Origin of the sequence: Streptomyces coacervatus, assembly GCF_029223485.1 — a bacterium.
GTDB classification, from domain to species: domain Bacteria; phylum Actinomycetota; class Actinomycetes; order Streptomycetales; family Streptomycetaceae; genus Streptomyces; species Streptomyces coacervatus.
Window position 1 is genome coordinate 146038 of the sequence record NZ_JARHTP010000017.1, and the last position, 14258, is coordinate 160295.

Annotated in this window: 15 protein-coding genes; 7 read left to right on the top strand and 8 right to left on the bottom strand. The window is 69.8% G+C overall.

The features are described from left to right. Window positions 1-37: 37 nt before the first annotated feature. Both P2Q00_RS35325 and nth read right to left on the bottom strand, forming a co-directional pair. Entirely contained in the window at window positions 38-742 is a 705-nt protein-coding gene (locus P2Q00_RS35325) for an NUDIX hydrolase (RefSeq protein WP_275777912.1), read from the bottom strand. Between the two features lie 105 nt (window positions 743-847). Continuing rightward, a complete protein-coding gene (gene nth, locus P2Q00_RS35330) occupies window positions 848-1852 on the bottom strand; it encodes an endonuclease III (RefSeq protein WP_425579560.1) in 1005 nt (334 codons plus the stop codon). Window positions 1853-2128: 276 nt separating this feature from the next. On the opposite strand from nth, the gene P2Q00_RS35335 reads away from it, so the two are divergent. Continuing rightward, window positions 2129-2803 carry a Crp/Fnr family transcriptional regulator gene (locus P2Q00_RS35335; RefSeq protein ID WP_115906767.1) on the top strand — a complete coding sequence of 225 codons (675 nt, stop codon included), beginning with the start codon at window positions 2129-2131 and terminating at the stop codon, window positions 2801-2803. 89 nt (window positions 2804-2892) lie between these two features. Beyond that, entirely contained in the window at window positions 2893-3723 is an 831-nt protein-coding gene (locus P2Q00_RS35340; protein ID WP_275777919.1) for a nucleotidyltransferase domain-containing protein, read from the top strand. Here the strand turns inward: P2Q00_RS35340 and P2Q00_RS35345 are convergent. From P2Q00_RS35345 to sp36, 4 genes are all read right to left on the bottom strand, one after another. Next, window positions 3720-4550 (bottom strand): MBL fold metallo-hydrolase, encoded by an 831-nt coding sequence (locus tag P2Q00_RS35345; protein WP_275777922.1) that lies wholly within the window; start codon window positions 4548-4550, stop codon window positions 3720-3722. The genes P2Q00_RS35340 and P2Q00_RS35345 overlap by 4 nt on opposite strands. Before the next feature lie 121 nt (window positions 4551-4671). Beyond that, a complete protein-coding gene (locus P2Q00_RS35350) occupies window positions 4672-5589 on the bottom strand; it encodes an NUDIX hydrolase (RefSeq protein ID WP_275777924.1) in 918 nt (305 codons plus the stop codon). Between the two features lie 70 nt (window positions 5590-5659). Beyond that, complete coding sequence (locus P2Q00_RS35355) at window positions 5660-6124, bottom strand: RidA family protein (RefSeq protein ID WP_275777927.1); 465 nt, start codon at window positions 6122-6124, stop codon at window positions 5660-5662. Further along, window positions 6121-6279, bottom strand: a complete 159-nt coding sequence (gene sp36 / locus P2Q00_RS35360) for a Sp36 family protein (protein WP_003967454.1) — start codon at window positions 6277-6279, stop codon at window positions 6121-6123. Before sp36 ends, P2Q00_RS35355 begins: the two co-directional genes overlap by 4 nt. A gap of 95 nt (window positions 6280-6374) precedes the next feature. Here sp36 and bagA point away from each other — a divergent pair, with 95 nt between their 5' ends. After that, window positions 6375-7352 (top strand): ATPase BagA, encoded by a 978-nt coding sequence (bagA, locus tag P2Q00_RS35365; RefSeq protein ID WP_275777930.1) that lies wholly within the window; start codon window positions 6375-6377, stop codon window positions 7350-7352. Window positions 7353-7401: 49 nt separating this feature from the next. Then, window positions 7402-8754, top strand: a complete 1353-nt coding sequence (bagB, locus tag P2Q00_RS35370) for an ATPase BagB (RefSeq protein WP_275777932.1) — start codon at window positions 7402-7404, stop codon at window positions 8752-8754. A gap of 32 nt (window positions 8755-8786) precedes the next feature. Here bagB and wblA read toward each other — a convergent pair whose 3' ends face one another. Next, entirely contained in the window at window positions 8787-9125 is a 339-nt protein-coding gene (gene wblA / locus P2Q00_RS35375) for a transcriptional regulator WblA (protein ID WP_185124443.1), read from the bottom strand. A 408-nt stretch (window positions 9126-9533) separates the two neighbouring features. On the opposite strand from wblA, the gene P2Q00_RS35380 reads away from it, so the two are divergent. Then, entirely contained in the window at window positions 9534-11804 is a 2271-nt protein-coding gene (locus tag P2Q00_RS35380) for a transglycosylase domain-containing protein (RefSeq protein ID WP_275777934.1), read from the top strand. An 81-nt stretch (window positions 11805-11885) separates the two neighbouring features. Here P2Q00_RS35380 and P2Q00_RS35385 read toward each other — a convergent pair whose 3' ends face one another. Continuing rightward, window positions 11886-12353, bottom strand: a complete 468-nt coding sequence (locus P2Q00_RS35385; RefSeq protein ID WP_275777936.1) for a GatB/YqeY domain-containing protein — start codon at window positions 12351-12353, stop codon at window positions 11886-11888. Window positions 12354-12459: 106 nt separating this feature from the next. Between P2Q00_RS35385 and P2Q00_RS35390 the strand changes: the two genes are divergently transcribed. After that, window positions 12460-13386 carry a metallophosphoesterase gene (locus P2Q00_RS35390; RefSeq protein ID WP_275777938.1) on the top strand — a complete coding sequence of 309 codons (927 nt, stop codon included), beginning with the start codon at window positions 12460-12462 and terminating at the stop codon, window positions 13384-13386. Window positions 13387-13440: 54 nt separating this feature from the next. Further along, on the top strand, window positions 13441-14256 hold the full coding sequence (locus P2Q00_RS35395; RefSeq protein WP_275777940.1) for a Pr6Pr family membrane protein: 816 nt from the start codon (window positions 13441-13443) through the stop codon (window positions 14254-14256). Window positions 14257-14258: the final 2 nt, after the last annotated feature.

The window sequence follows — 14258 nt, forward strand, 5'->3', positions numbered from 1 at the left end:
GTGTCCCCCGGGAAGACACAGCACGGCAGACACCCTGTCATGACCGCCAGTCGAGCGGGACCTGCTTGGCGCGGTCCCAGGGCCGCTCCCAGCCCGCGTAGTGGAGCAGACGGTCGATGATTCCGGCCGTGAAGCCCCAGACCAGGGCCGATTCGACCAGAAATGCCGGACCTCGGTGGCCGCTGGGATGGACGGTGGTGGCCCGGTTGTCAGGGTTCGTGAGATCCGCCACGGGGACGGTGAAGACGCGTGCCGTCTCGTTCGGATCGACGACCCCGACCGGGCTCGGCTCGCGCCACCAGCCCATCACTGACGTCACCACGAAGCCGCTGACCGGGATGTACAGCTTGGGCAGTACGCCGAAGAGCTGCACGCCGGAGGAGTCGAGCCCGGTCTCCTCCTCGGCCTCGCGCAGGGCGGCCCGGAGCAGCCCGTCGGCCTTCGGGTCGCCGTCCTCGGGGTCGAGGGCACCGCCGGGGAAGGACGGCTGCCCGGCATGCGATCTGAGCGAACTCGCACGCTCCATCAGCAGCAGCTCGGGACCGCGCTCGCCCTCGCCGAACAGGATCAGTACGGCGGACTGCCGCCCCGCACCGTTCTCCGGCGGCAGGAAGCGGCTCAGCTGCAGCGGCTGCACCGTCTCCACGGCGTGCACCACCGGGTCCAGCCACTCGGGCAGCCCCTCCTTGCTGAGCACCACCGGCCCGCCCTGCATATTGCTCTCGTTACTCGCGCGCGTCATCGCCACCCCCGTCCTGCCGGGTCCAACGCCTCGAAGGCCCGAGATCGTTCCTGCGCCCGCCCTGCCCCCGCCCGGTACGGCCCGGGGCCCGTGCCGTGTCGCCCGTCATCCGGCCCCCAGCGGCGGCGCCGGTTTGCCGCCCGCGTCCAGGTACGACTGCGGGGGCTTGAGGCGCTGGCCGGGGAAGCCGCCCTTCTCGTACTTGAGCAGCTTCTTCGCCTTCTCGGGGTCCGTCTCGCCCTCGCCGTACGCCGGGCAGAGCGGGGCGATGGGGCAGGCGCCGCAGGCGGGCTTGCGGGCGTGGCAGATGCGGCGGCCGTGGAAGATCACGTGGTGCGAGAGCATCGTCCAGTCGCTCTTGGGGAAGAGCGCACCGACGGCGGCCTCGATCTTGTCCGGCTCGGTCTCGTCCGTCCACTGCCAGCGCCGCACCAGCCGCTGGAAGTGCGTGTCCACGGTGATGCCGGGCCGCCCGAAGGCGTTCCCGAGCACGACGAAGGCGGTCTTGCGTCCCACGCCCGGCAACTTGACCAGGTCTTCGAGGCGGCCGGGGACCTCCCCGCCGAACTGCTCCACCAGCGCCTTCGAAAGCCCTATGACGGACTTGGTCTTGGCCCGGAAGAAGCCGGTCGGGCGGAGGATCTCCTCGACCTCCTCGGGGTTGGCGGCGGCCAGGTCCTCCGGGGTGGGGTACTTGGCGAAGAGCCCCGGCGTCGTCTGGTTGACCCTGAGGTCGGTGGTCTGGGCCGACAGGACCGTGGCGACCACGAGTTGGAAGGAGTTCTCGAAGTCCAACTCCGGGTGGGCGTACGGATACACCTCGGCGAGCTCGCGGTCGATACGGCGGGCACGGCGGACCAGAGCGGTGCGCGACTCGTCCTTCGGCGGCTTGGCGACGGACTTCGCGGGAGGCGTGCCCTTGACCGCGACAGACGCCTTCTTGAGCGCGGCAGACTGCCCCTTGGGGGTGACGGCCGCTTTCTTCACAGTTGCGGCTTTTTTCGCGGCCACCTTTTTCACCGCGGCCTTCTTCGCGGCAGCCTTCTTCACCGGAGCGCTTTTCGTCGCTTTTGCCGGTTTCTTTCCGCCACCGGGGTTCTGTTCGCCCACAGCGGAATCACGACGTACAACCACCCGCCCAGCCCCCTTGGCCTGTGCTCTCACCGGCGATTTGGACACCCGGCCAGCCTAAAGCCCGGCACTGACATCCGCCCCGGACCCGGGAGATCGGCCCCCAATTGGACCCCTGCCGCTTACCTCGGGACATGTGTGCGGCATCCTTGTGACAGATCACACTGTTTGGACCGTCCGGCAAGATGGGGAACACGGTCCCCTGGTACCAAGGGGGAGCAAGATCCCCTGAGCAGGTCGACAAGGAGAGAACTCGTGGACGACGTTCTGCGGCGCAACCCGCTCTTCGCGGCGCTCGACGACGAGCAAGCTGCGGAGCTCCGCGCCTCCATGAGTGAGGTGACCCTCGCGCGCGGTGACTCGCTCTTCCACGAGGGCGACCCCGGTGACCGGCTCTATGTCGTCACCGAGGGCAAGGTGAAGCTCCACCGAACCTCCCCCGACGGCCGCGAGAACATGCTCGCCGTCGTCGGCCCCAGCGAGCTGATCGGCGAGCTGTCGCTCTTCGACCCGGGCCCGCGCACCGCCACGGCCACCGCACTGACCGAGGTCAAGCTCCTCGGTCTCGGCCACGGCGACCTGCAGCCCTGGCTGAGCGCCCGCCCCGAGGTGGCCGGCGCCCTGCTGCGCGCCGTCGCCCGCCGGCTGCGCAAGACCAACGACGCCATGTCCGACCTGGTCTTCTCCGATGTCCCCGGTCGCGTCGCCCGCGCCCTGCTGGACCTCTCGCGCCGCTTCGGCGTGCAGTCCGAGGAGGGCATCCACGTCGTGCACGACCTGACGCAGGAGGAGCTGGCCCAGCTGGTCGGCGCCTCGCGCGAGACGGTCAACAAGGCGCTGGCCGACTTCGCGCAGCGCGGGTGGCTCCGCCTGGAGGCGCGGGCAGTGATCCTTCTGGACGTCGAAAGGCTCGCGAAGCGTTCGCGCTGACGTCGTGCTGGGGGCTGCCGCCCCCAGACCCCCGCTTCGGCCTGAAGGGCCTCGTCCTCAAACGCCGGACGGGCTGGTGTAGTGACCCCATGTCCGAAAACGCGACCTCCAGAGGCCTCGACCCCCAGGGCTACATCGAGCGCGAAGGCTCCCTCGCGTGCGTGTCGCACGCCTTCCGCCCTGTCGTGGCCGCCGCGCGCGACCGGCTGCTCGAAGTGTTCGGGGCGCGGCTGGACAGCGCGTACCTCTACGGGTCCGTTCCGCGCGGCAACGCGCGCGTGGGGCGCAGTGATCTGGATCTGCTGGTCGCGCTCCGGCAGGAACCGTCCGAGGCGGACCGGGAGGCCGCCCGGGCGCTCGGTGAGACCGTCGACAAGGAGTTCGCGCAGATCGACGGGGTGGGGACGCTGCTGTACAGCCGGGCGCGGCTGCTGAGTGAGCTGGAGACGTACGACCTGGGGTGGTTCGTCGCCTGTCTGTGCACGCCGTTGCTCGGTGAGGATCTCGCCGAGTACCTGCCGCGCTATCGGCCCGACTCCCTGCTCGCCCGCGAGACCAACGGGGATCTCGCCCTGCTGCTGCCCCGCTGGCGGCAGCGGATCGTGGACGCCGAGAGCACCGACGAAGCGCGGCGCCCGCTCGTGCGGTTCATGTCCCGGCATCTCGTCCGCACCGGGTTCACGCTCGTCATGCCCCGCTGGAACGGCTGGACCAGCGATCTGCAGGAGATGGCCGGGGCCTTCGGCGCGTACTACCCGGAGCGCGCCGAGCAGATGCGTGCCGCGGCCGTCCTCGGGTACGAGCCGAACGGCGATCCCGCGGTGCTGAGTTCATACATCGACGACCTCGGGCCGTGGCTCACCGACGAGTACGCGCGCGTGCACGGCGTCAAAGCCCCGAGGGCTCAGGGCCTGCCCTAGATCAGCCCGTGCTCCTCCAGGTAGTCCAGCTGCGCCCGCACCGACAGTTCCGCCGCCGGCCACAGGGACCGGTCCACGTCCGCGTACACGTGCGCGACGACCTCGGACGGGGTGCCGTAGCCGTCCTCGACGGCCGTCTCGACCTGGGCGAGGCGGTGGGCGCGGTGGGCGAGGTAGAACTCGACGGCTCCCTGGGCGTCCTCCAGGACGGGGCCGTGGCCGGGCAGCACCGTGTGGACGCCGTCGTCGACCGCCAGCGACCGCAGCCGCCGTAGCGAGTCCAGATAGTCGCCCAGGCGGCCGTCGGGGTGCGCCACGACCGTCGTGCCGCGGCCCAGGATCGTGTCGCCGGTCAGGACCGCCCGATCGGCCGGGATGTGGAAGCACAGTGAGTCCGAGGTGTGCCCCGGGGTCGGTACGACCCTCAGCTCCAGGCCGCCGACGGTGACCACGTCACCCGCGGCCAGCCCCTCGTCGCCCAGCCGCAGCGCCGGGTCCAGGGCCCGCACCTTCGTGCCGGTCAGCTCGGCGAAGCGTGCGGCGCCTTCCGCGTGGTCCGGGTGGCCGTGGGTGAGGAGGGTGAGCGCCACCCGCCGGCCCGCCTTCTCGGCCGTGTCCACGACACTGCGCAGATGGCCTTCGTCGAGGGGGCCCGGATCGACGACGACGGCCAGGTCGGAGTCGGGCTCGGCGAGGATCCAGGTGTTCGTGCCGTCGAGGGTCATCGCCGAGGCGTTGGGCGCCAGGACGTTGACGGCCCGGGCGGTGGCGGGGCCGGTGAGAACCCCGCCCCGCGGCTGGCCGGGAAGGGCTGCTGCGTCGGTCATGCGGTGTTCTCTTCCCTCGGCGTCGTCGGTCCGTCCAGCCGCCGGTCAAAGGCCGGCGCAGCGCTCCGCAGCGGCCGATATGCCGCTACCGCGGCGTGGCCGCGAAGGGCTGCTGAGTCCGTCATGCGGAGGCTCCACCGGTCGGAAGGTCGGTCGGACGGTCAGTCGGGCTGTCGGTCGGACTGTCGGTCGGGATGTGCTTCGTGAACTCGTCGTGGCCCGGCCAGGACAGCACGATCTCGCCGTCCTTCAGCCGGGCCCGCGCGAGGACGGGGGTGAGGTCGCGGTCCGGGGCCGCGGCGAGCGCGTCGGCGGCCGTGGCGCAGCGGGCCAGCTGGCGCAGGGTCGCAATGGTGGGCGGCATCATCGTCAGCTCGCCCTTGTCGTACGAGGCCGCCGCGTCCCCGGGGCGGATCCACACCGTGCGGTCGGCCTCGGTGGAGGCGTTGCGGGTGCGCTGGCCGTGCGGGAGGGCGGCCACGAAGAACCAGGTGTCGTAGCGCCGGGACTCGAACTCCGGGGTGATCCAGCGGGTCCAGGCACCGAGGAGGTCCGAGCGCAGGACCAGGCCACGGCGGTCCAGGAACTCGGCGAACGAGAACTCCCGGGCGGCCACGGCCGCAAGGTCCGCCTCCCAGTCCTCGCCCGTGGTATCGCCCACCACGGAGTCGGGGGACGGCCCGGCGAGCAGGACGCCCGCCTCCTCGTACGTCTCGCGTACGGCCGCGCAGACGATCGCCTGGGCCGCCCGCTCGTCGACGCCGAGCCGCTGCGCCCACCACGCGCGCGTGGGGCCCGCCCAGCGGACGTGGTGCTCGTCGTCGCGGGGGTCGACGCCGCCGCCCGGATATGCGTACGCGCCTCCGGCGAAGGCCATGGAGGCGCGTCTGCGCAGCATGTGCACGGCGGGGCCGCTGTCGGTGTCCTTAAGGAGCATGACGGTGGCCGCGCGCTTGGGGACGACCGGAGTGAGCGTGCCGTCCGCGAGTCCGCGGATGCGTTCCGGCCAGTCCTGCGGGAACCACTGCCCATTCGCCATGGGCGGAGGCTATCCCGTGGTGCGCGAATGTTCGAGAGGTCGCCGAGGTCAGAGCGCCGGCTACCGCCGACTACGGAACGAGCTCGACCTGGATCTCGACCTCGACCGGTGCGTCCAGCGGCAGTACCGCCACGCCGACCGCACTGCGCGCGTGCACACCCTTGTCGCCGAGGACCGCACCGAGCAGTTCGCTGGCGCCGTTCACCACACCGGGCTGGCCGGTGAAGTCGGAGGCCGAAGCGACAAAGCCCACGACCTTCACCACGCGCGCGATGCGGTCCAGGTCACCGGCGACGGACTTCACGGCGGCCAGGGCGTTCAAGGCGCAGGTGCGGGCCAGCTCCTTGGCCTCCTCCGCCGTGACCTCCGCGCCGACCTTGCCGGTGACGGGCAGCTTGCCCTCCACCATCGGGAGCTGGCCGGCCGTGTAGACGTAGACACCGGACTGCACGGCCGGCTGGTACGCGGCCAGCGGCGGTACGACCTCGGGCAGGGTCAGGCCCAGCTCGGCCAGCTTCGCCTCTACGGCGCTCATGCCTTCTCCCGCTTCAGGTAGGCCACCAGCTGCTCGGGGTTGTTCGGCCCGGGCACGACCTGGACGAGCTCCCAGCCGTCCTCGCCCCAGGTGTCCAGAATCTGCTTCGTGGCATGGACGAGCAGCGGCACGGTTGCGTATTCCCACTTGGTCATGTGGCCGACTTTAGCCGCTGCCCGCCCGCCGCCCGTTCCCGCGTTATCCACAGGCTGTCGCGTGGTTGGCACACAGACTGGTTAGGCTCGAAGGCGTGAGCAGGCTCCAGGTCGTCAGCGGCAAGGGCGGGACCGGAAAGACGACGGTCGCCGCCGCCCTCGCGCTGGCCCTCGCGACCGAGGGGAAGCGGACGCTTCTCGTCGAGGTCGAGGGGCGCCAGGGCATCGCGCAGCTCTTCGAGACGGAAGCGCTGCCCTATGAGGAGCGGAAGATCGCCGTCGCTCCGGGGGGCGGGGAGGTGTACGCCCTCGCCATCGACCCCGAACTGGCCCTTCTGGACTACCTCCAGATGTTCTACAAGCTGGGGGGCGCGGGCAGAGCCCTGAAGAAGCTCGGCGCGATCGACTTCGCCACCACCATCGCGCCGGGCCTCAGGGACGTGCTCCTGACCGGCAAGGCGTGCGAGGCGGTCCGCAGGAAGGACAAGGCCGGGCGGTTCGCATACGACTACGTCGTCATGGACGCACCGCCCACCGGCCGCATCACCCGCTTTCTGAATGTGAACGACGAGGTGGCGGGCCTCGCCAAGATCGGCCCGATACACAATCAGGCGCAGGCCGTGATGCGGGTGCTGAAGTCGCCGGAGACGGCCGTCCACATGGTGACGCTGCTGGAGGAGATGCCCGTCCAGGAGACCGCGGACGGGATCGCCGAACTCCGCGCCGCCAAGCTGCCGGTGGGGCGGATCATCGTGAACATGGTGCGGCCCGAGGTGTTGGACGCGGAGGATCTGGAACTCGTACGCCGTGTGCCGCGTTCCTCTGTCGCCAGGTCGCTGTCGGCGGCGGGGCTCGGCGGGGCGCGCCGCGGTGGGAACGCGGAGAAGCTGGTGGACCCGCTGCTCCAGCAGGCCGAGGAATACGCCGAGCGGTACTCGCTGGAGCACGAACAGCGTGCGGTCCTCGCCGAGCAGGCCCTGCCGCTGCACGAACTGCCCCTGCTCACCGAGGGCATGGACCTGGCGGGGCTGTACGAGCTGGCCACCGAGCTGCGGCAGCAGGGCCTGTCATGAGCGGGGGCACGCGGAGCACGAGTCGTCAGCAGCGGAAGCAGGGGATGTCATGAGTCCGGAGCCGGCCCACACCCAGGACACCGCCCGCCATCACCTCTCCCCCGTGCGCGTGCTCGACGTCGACCCGCTGCTCGACGACCCGAAGACGCGGATCGTGGTGTGCTGCGGCTCGGGCGGGGTGGGCAAGACCACGACCGCGGCCGCCCTCGGCCTCAGGGCCGCCGAGCGGGGGCGCAAGGTGGTCGTCCTCACCATCGACCCGGCGCGCCGGCTCGCCCAGTCCATGGGCATCGACTCGCTCGACAACACCCCGCGCCGGGTGAAGGGCGTGGACGGCGACGGCGAACTGCACGCCATGATGCTCGACATGAAGCGCACCTTCGACGAGATCGTCGAGGCGCACGCGGACGGTGAGCGGGCCGCCGCGATCCTGAACAACCCCTTCTACCAGTCGCTCTCTGCGGGCTTCGCGGGCACGCAGGAGTACATGGCGATGGAGAAGCTCGGGCAGCTGCGCGCGCGGGACCAGTGGGACCTGATCGTCGTCGACACCCCGCCGTCCCGCTCGGCGCTCGACTTCCTGGACGCGCCCAAGCGGCTCGGCTCGTTCCTGGACGGCCGGCTGATCCGGCTGCTCACCGCCCCGGCCAAACTCGGCGGCCGGGCGGGCATGAAGTTCCTGAACGTCGGGATGTCGATGATGACCGGCACCCTCGGCAAGCTGCTGGGCGGTCAACTCCTCAAGGACGTCCAGACGTTCGTGGCCGCGATGGACACCACCTTCGGCGGGTTCCGCACGCGCGCGGATGCGACCTACAGGCTGCTGCAGGCGCCCGGGACGGCGTTCCTCGTGGTGGCGGCCCCGGAGCGGGACGCGCTGCGGGAGGCCGCGTACTTCGTGGAGCGGCTGGCCGCCGAGGACATGCCGCTCGCCGGGCTGGTGCTCAACCGGGTCCACGGCAGCGGCGCCGCCCGGCTGTCGGCCGAGCGTGCGCTCGCCGCCGCGGAAAATCTTGTGGAACCCCGCATTGTGGATCAGGACGGCGGGAAAGCTGGAGTTCGTAACTCTCCCGACACTTACGGCAGTTCAGAATCCCCCGCTTCCGAGTTCGCCGAGCCTCCCGCGTCCGAGACCGACTCCCCCGGTCCGGATCAGGAGGACGAGGGCGCCCAGAGCGTCGAGCGGCTCACCGCAGGCCTGCTCCGGCTGCACGCCGAACGTATGCAACTGCTCTCCCGCGAGCAGCGCACGCGTGACCGCTTCACCGCGCTCCACCCCGAGGTGGCCGTGGCCGAAGTGGCCGCGCTGCCCGGCGATGTGCACGACCTGGTAGGGCTGCGGGACATCGGGGACCGGCTCGCGGCCAACCGGCCGGAGCTGCCCGAGTCCGTCGTCGACTGAGCGTCTGTCGTCGACTGAGCCGAGGGGTGCCCTCAGCTCACCGCCGCGTAGTTCTCGTACACCTCGTCGTCGTCGAGCGGCAGGATCCCCACGCCGCGTTCGTATTCCAGACGAGCCGTCTCAAGAAGCCGGCGCCAGGAGGTGACGGTGGGTCGCCTGCGCAGCAGTGCGCGGCGCTCCCGCTCCGTCATGCCTCCCCACACGCCGAACTCGACGCGGTTGTCGAGCGCATCAGCCAGGCATTCAGTGCGTACCGGACATCCGGTGCACACCGCCTTGGCCCTGTTCTGCGCTGCTCCCTGAACGAACAGTTCATCCGGATCGGTAGTGCGGCAGGCGGCCTGCGCACTCCAGTCGGTTACCCAGCCCATACCGGCGCCGTCCTCTCCCGAATCGAGGCTCCCCCACGGCGGCAGCGGCATATTCACCGCCGCCAGTTGAGGACGTTACGGAAGGTGGGCACAGCGCAACACCCCCTTCGGGCCCAATCTTGAATGGCCCGAACGGACTATGCGTAAGCGGCAGATCACCCGGGGGAGTGAGCTGGTGACATGTGTGATCTTCCCGGCAAACCAGGACAGTTCAGTTGAGTCACAACGGGCGCCAGGTGACACACAAGGCGGATTCGGACACGCCCCCGTCAAAAAAGTTGGGGAACCTCCGGAACGATTCGGGGTCGCCGGACGTATTGATACGTGGCCCTACTGCTGTGACAGTTGAGAGCAGCTTAGGCCAAGGCATATACGCGTGTCCGGCGAATGAGAACGTAGGCTGCCCTCATGCCAAAGAAGCGCTCGGGCGGTGGCCTGTCCCCAACGCAGCAGGCCGCCAAGTTCCTCGGTGTCAGTGTGCTCGCGGGAGCCGTCCTGGCCGGCATCGCGCTGCCTGCCGTCGGCGCGCTGGGACTTGCGGCCAAGGGCTCGGTGGAGAGTTTCGACGAACTCCCCGCCACCCTCAAGACACCACCCCTGAGCCAGCGCACCACGATCCTCGACGCCGAGGGCGGCCAGATCGCCACGGTCTACTCGCGCGACCGCACGGTGGTGGGCCTCAAGGACATCTCGCCGTATATGCAGAAGGCGATCGTCGCGATCGAGGACTCGCGCTACTACCAGCACGGCGCGGTCGACCTCAAGGGCATCCTGCGCGCGCTGAACAAGAACGTGCAGAGCAGCGGCGTGGCCCAGGGCGCCTCCACGCTCACCCAGCAGTACGTGAAGAACGTCTTCGTGGAGGAGGCCGGCGACGACCCGACGAAGGTCGCCCAGGCCACCCAGCAGACCCTCGGCCGCAAGATAAAGGAGCTGAAGTACGCGATCCAGGTGGAGGAGGAGCTCGGCAAGAAGAAGATCCTCGAGAACTACCTGAACATCACCTTCTTCGGCGAGCAGGCGTACGGCGTCGAGGCCGCCGCCCAGCGCTACTTCTCCAAGCACGCCAAGGACCTCAACGTCCAGGAGTCGGCGCTCCTTGCGGGCATCGTGCAGTCGCCCAGCCGGTACGACCCGGTCAACGACGAGGCGGAGGCCACCAAGCGCCGTAACGTCGTCCTGCAGCGCATGGCCGACATGGGCGACATCTCGCAGGCGGAGGCCGACAAGGCCAAGAAGACGCCGCTGGGCCTCAACCCCAGCCAGCCGAAGAACGGCTGCATCACCGCGGTCAAGGGCGCCGGCTTCTTCTGCGACTACGTGCGCGAGGTGTTCCTCACCGACCCGATGTTCGGCAAGACCAAGGAAGCCCGGGCAAAGGTGTGGAACCAGGGCGGTCTGACGATCCGTACGACGCTCGACCCGCAGTCCCAGTCGTCGGTCCAGGCCTCCATCAAGGAGCACGTCTACAAGACCGACGACGTGGCCACGGCCGCCACCATCGTCGAGCCCGGCACCGGCAAGATCCTCGCCATGGGCCAGTCCCGTCCGTACGGCTTCGGCAAGCACGAGACGCAGATCGACCTGTCCGTGAACCAGTCCATGGGCGGCGGCGCGGGCTACCAGCCCGGTTCGACGTTCAAGCCGATCGTGGCCGCGGCCGCCATAGAGGGCGGCACGCCGGCGAACAAGACGTACCCGTCGCCGTACGAGATGGCGTACCCGAGCCCGGTCTCCATCTGTGACGGCAAGCAGTGGAAGGACGACCCGTACAACCCCACCAAACTCACCAACGAGAACGTGGAGGAGCACGGGCCGTACAGCATGAAGGAGGCGACCGCGAAGTCGGTCAACACCTACTACGTGCAGCTGATCAGCGACATCGGCATCTGCCCGGTCACCGAGATGGCCAAGAAGATGGGCGTGGAGCGCGCGGACGGCGGCAAGATGCAGCAGGCGCCCTCCATCGCGCTCGGTACCCAGGAGATGTCCCCGCTGACCATGGCGAACGCGTACGCCACCTTCGCCTCGCGCGGCATGTACTGCACGCCGGTCGCCATCGAGTCCATCACCCAGACCGTCGGCAGCCAGAAGAAGTCCCTCGCGGTGCCGAAGTCGACCTGCACGCGCGCGATGTCGCAGAAGACCGCCGACACCGTGACGACCCTGCTGAAGGGCGTGGTCGAGGACGGTACGGGTACGGAGGCGGGCCTCACCGACCGCCCGAGCGCCGGCAAGACCGGTACCACGGACAACCGCTACGCCGCCTGGTTCGTCGGCTTCACCCCGAACATGGCGGGCGCGGTCTGGGTCGGCGACCCGGCCCACAAGCGCCAGATGAAGGACATCAGCATCGGCGGCGTCTGGAACGACAAGGTCTACGGCGGCAAGGTCCCCGGCCCGATCTGGCGCGACATGATGACCGGCGCCCTGGACGGCAAGCCGGTGGAGGAGTTCAACCTCGTCAACATCCCCGACGGCAACAAGGGCAAGGGGAAGGGCAACGACGACGGGAACAACGGAGACAACGGCGGCACCACCGACGGCGGCCTCATCGGCGGCCTGACGGGCGGCGCCACGGACGGCGGCACCACCTTCCCGACGCCCACCTTCTCCATCCCGGACAACCTGTTCCAGGGCACCAGCAACGGGAACGGGAACGGGGGGCGGCGCGGCTGACGCCGTGACCTGAGAACGCCGACGGCCCCTGATCTTCATACGAAGATCAGGGGCCGTTCCCTTCGGTACGCCCCGAGCCGCTCAGCCCGCGAGCAGCTTCTTCACCGCTGCGGCGACCCGGCCGCCCTCGGCCAGGCCCGCGACCTTCGGGTTCACGATCTTCATGACGGCGCCCATGGCACGCGGCCCCTCGGCGCCGGCCGCCTTGGCCTCCTCGACGGCCTGGGCGACGATGTCGCTCAGCTCCTCGTCGCTGAGCTGCTTGGGCAGGTACTCGGCGAGCACCTCGCCCTCCGCCTTCTCCCGCTCGGCGCTCTCGGCCCGACCACCCTGCGCGAAGGCATCGGCCGCCTCCCGGCGCTTCTTCGCCTCCTTGGTGATCACCTTCAGCACCTCGTCGTCGGAGAGCTCGCGCTTCTCCTTGCCCGCGACCTCCTCCTTGGTGATCGCGGCGAGCGTCAGCCGGAGCGTCGAGGAGCGGAGCTCGTTGCGCTCCTTGATCGCGGTGTTGAGGTCTTCCTGCAGCTTCGACTTGAGCGTGGTGGTCATGGATTTGATTGTCGCAGGTGTGGAAGGCCGGATGCCCGTTCATTTCAAGGGCGGTGGGGGCCGGGGGGCGGCCCGGGCGGTCCTCCGGGTCTGACACGATGGACGTATGCGCGCTCGATACGGAGTACCTCTGGGGATCGCGGCGGCCGGTGCCGCCGGTGTGGTGTACGCGGCGGGTTTCGAGGTCCGCTCCTTCCGCCTGCGACGGGTGACGGTCCCCGTCCTGCCTGCCGGAATGCGTCCCCTGCGGGTCCTCCAGGTCTCCGACATCCACATGGTCGGCGGGCAGCGCAAGAAGCAGCGCTGGCTGCGCTCGCTGGCCGGACTGCGTCCCGACTTCGTGATCAACACGGGCGACAACCTGTCCGACCCGGAGGGCGTCCCGGAGGTGCTGGACGCCCTCGGCCCCCTGATGGAGTTCCCGGGCGCGTACGTCTTCGGTTCGAACGACTACTACGGCCCGAGGCTCCGCAACCCCGCCCGCTACCTGCTGGAGAAGGCCCAGGGCCGCCACGGCCTGAACGGCAACCCTCCGGTGGTGGGCGCGATCCACAACCCGTGGGAGGACCTGCGGGACGGTTTCGACGCGGCGGGCTGGCTGAATCTGACGAACACGCGCGGCAGCCTGAAGATCGAGGGCGTCACCCTGGAGCTGACGGGCCTGGACGACCCGCACATCAAGCGCGACCGCTACCCCCAGGTGTCCGGCGGCCCGTCCGTCACCGCGGACTTCTCGATGGGCGTCGTACACGCCCCGTACCTGCGAGTGCTGGACTCCTTCACGGCGGACGACTACCCCCTGATCCTGGCCGGCCACACCCACGGCGGCCAGCTCTGCATCCCCTTCTACGGCGCCCTGATCACCAACTGCGACCTGGACCCGGAGCGGGTGAAGGGCCTGTCGAGGCATACGGCGGAAGGCCGCACGTCATACCTCCACGTGTCGGCCGGTTGCGGAACGAACCGCTACACGCCGGTACGGTTCGCGTGCCCGCCGGAGGCGACGCTGCTGACGCTGGTGCCCAGGACGTAACCCGGTCGCCTCACTCACCTCGCCCCATATACCCCCTTTGCCTAGCTTGGGGGTATGACTGCCCCGATACCCAGGGACATCCCGGACCTCCCCGCAGTCCCCACAGTGCCCACAGTGCCGGGCATGCCCGGACTGCTGCCCTCCCCCGTCCCCGCCTCCGCGGTACTGGCTCCCATACACCGCCCCCTCACCGCCGCCTACCGCCTCCTGGTCGCCCTGGCGGCAGTGGCAGGCGTGACGATCGACCTGCTGCTCGGCAGCCCGGTCCGCGTCCTGAGCTACTTCACCATCCAGAGCAGCATCCTGCTGGCCCTGGTCTTCGCCCTCGGGGCCCGCCGCGCCTGGACGGCCCGCCACCCGCTCCCCTCCGCCCTGACGGGCGCGACGCTGCTCTACATCACGATCACCGGGCTGGTGTACCACCTGCTCCTGGCGGGCGCCTCGACCCCGTTCTCCATGACGGGCGGCACAACACCCCCGACAGGCTGGCAGTGGATCAGCAACCAGCTCCTCCATACGGCTGTCCCCGTCGCCGCACTGCTGGACTGGCTGATCCTGACGACCCCCTGCCGCCTCCACCTCCGCCAGGCGCCGACGTGGCTGCTCTACCCCCTGGCCTACCTGGTGTTCTCCCTCGTCCGGGGCGAGCTGATCCTCCCCGGCACGCCGGGCCGCTATCTCTACCCGTTCCTGGACGCCGACCTGCACAGCTACAAGAACGTCCTCGGCAACGCCCTCCTCCTCGGCCTCGCCTTCTACGCCCTCGCCGTCGTCATGATCGCCGTCGACCACGCCCGCCCCAACCCCGTCCGCCACCGCCCCCATCACCGCGCGAAAACCGGATTTCGTCTACAGCCACCGGTGGGCTAAAG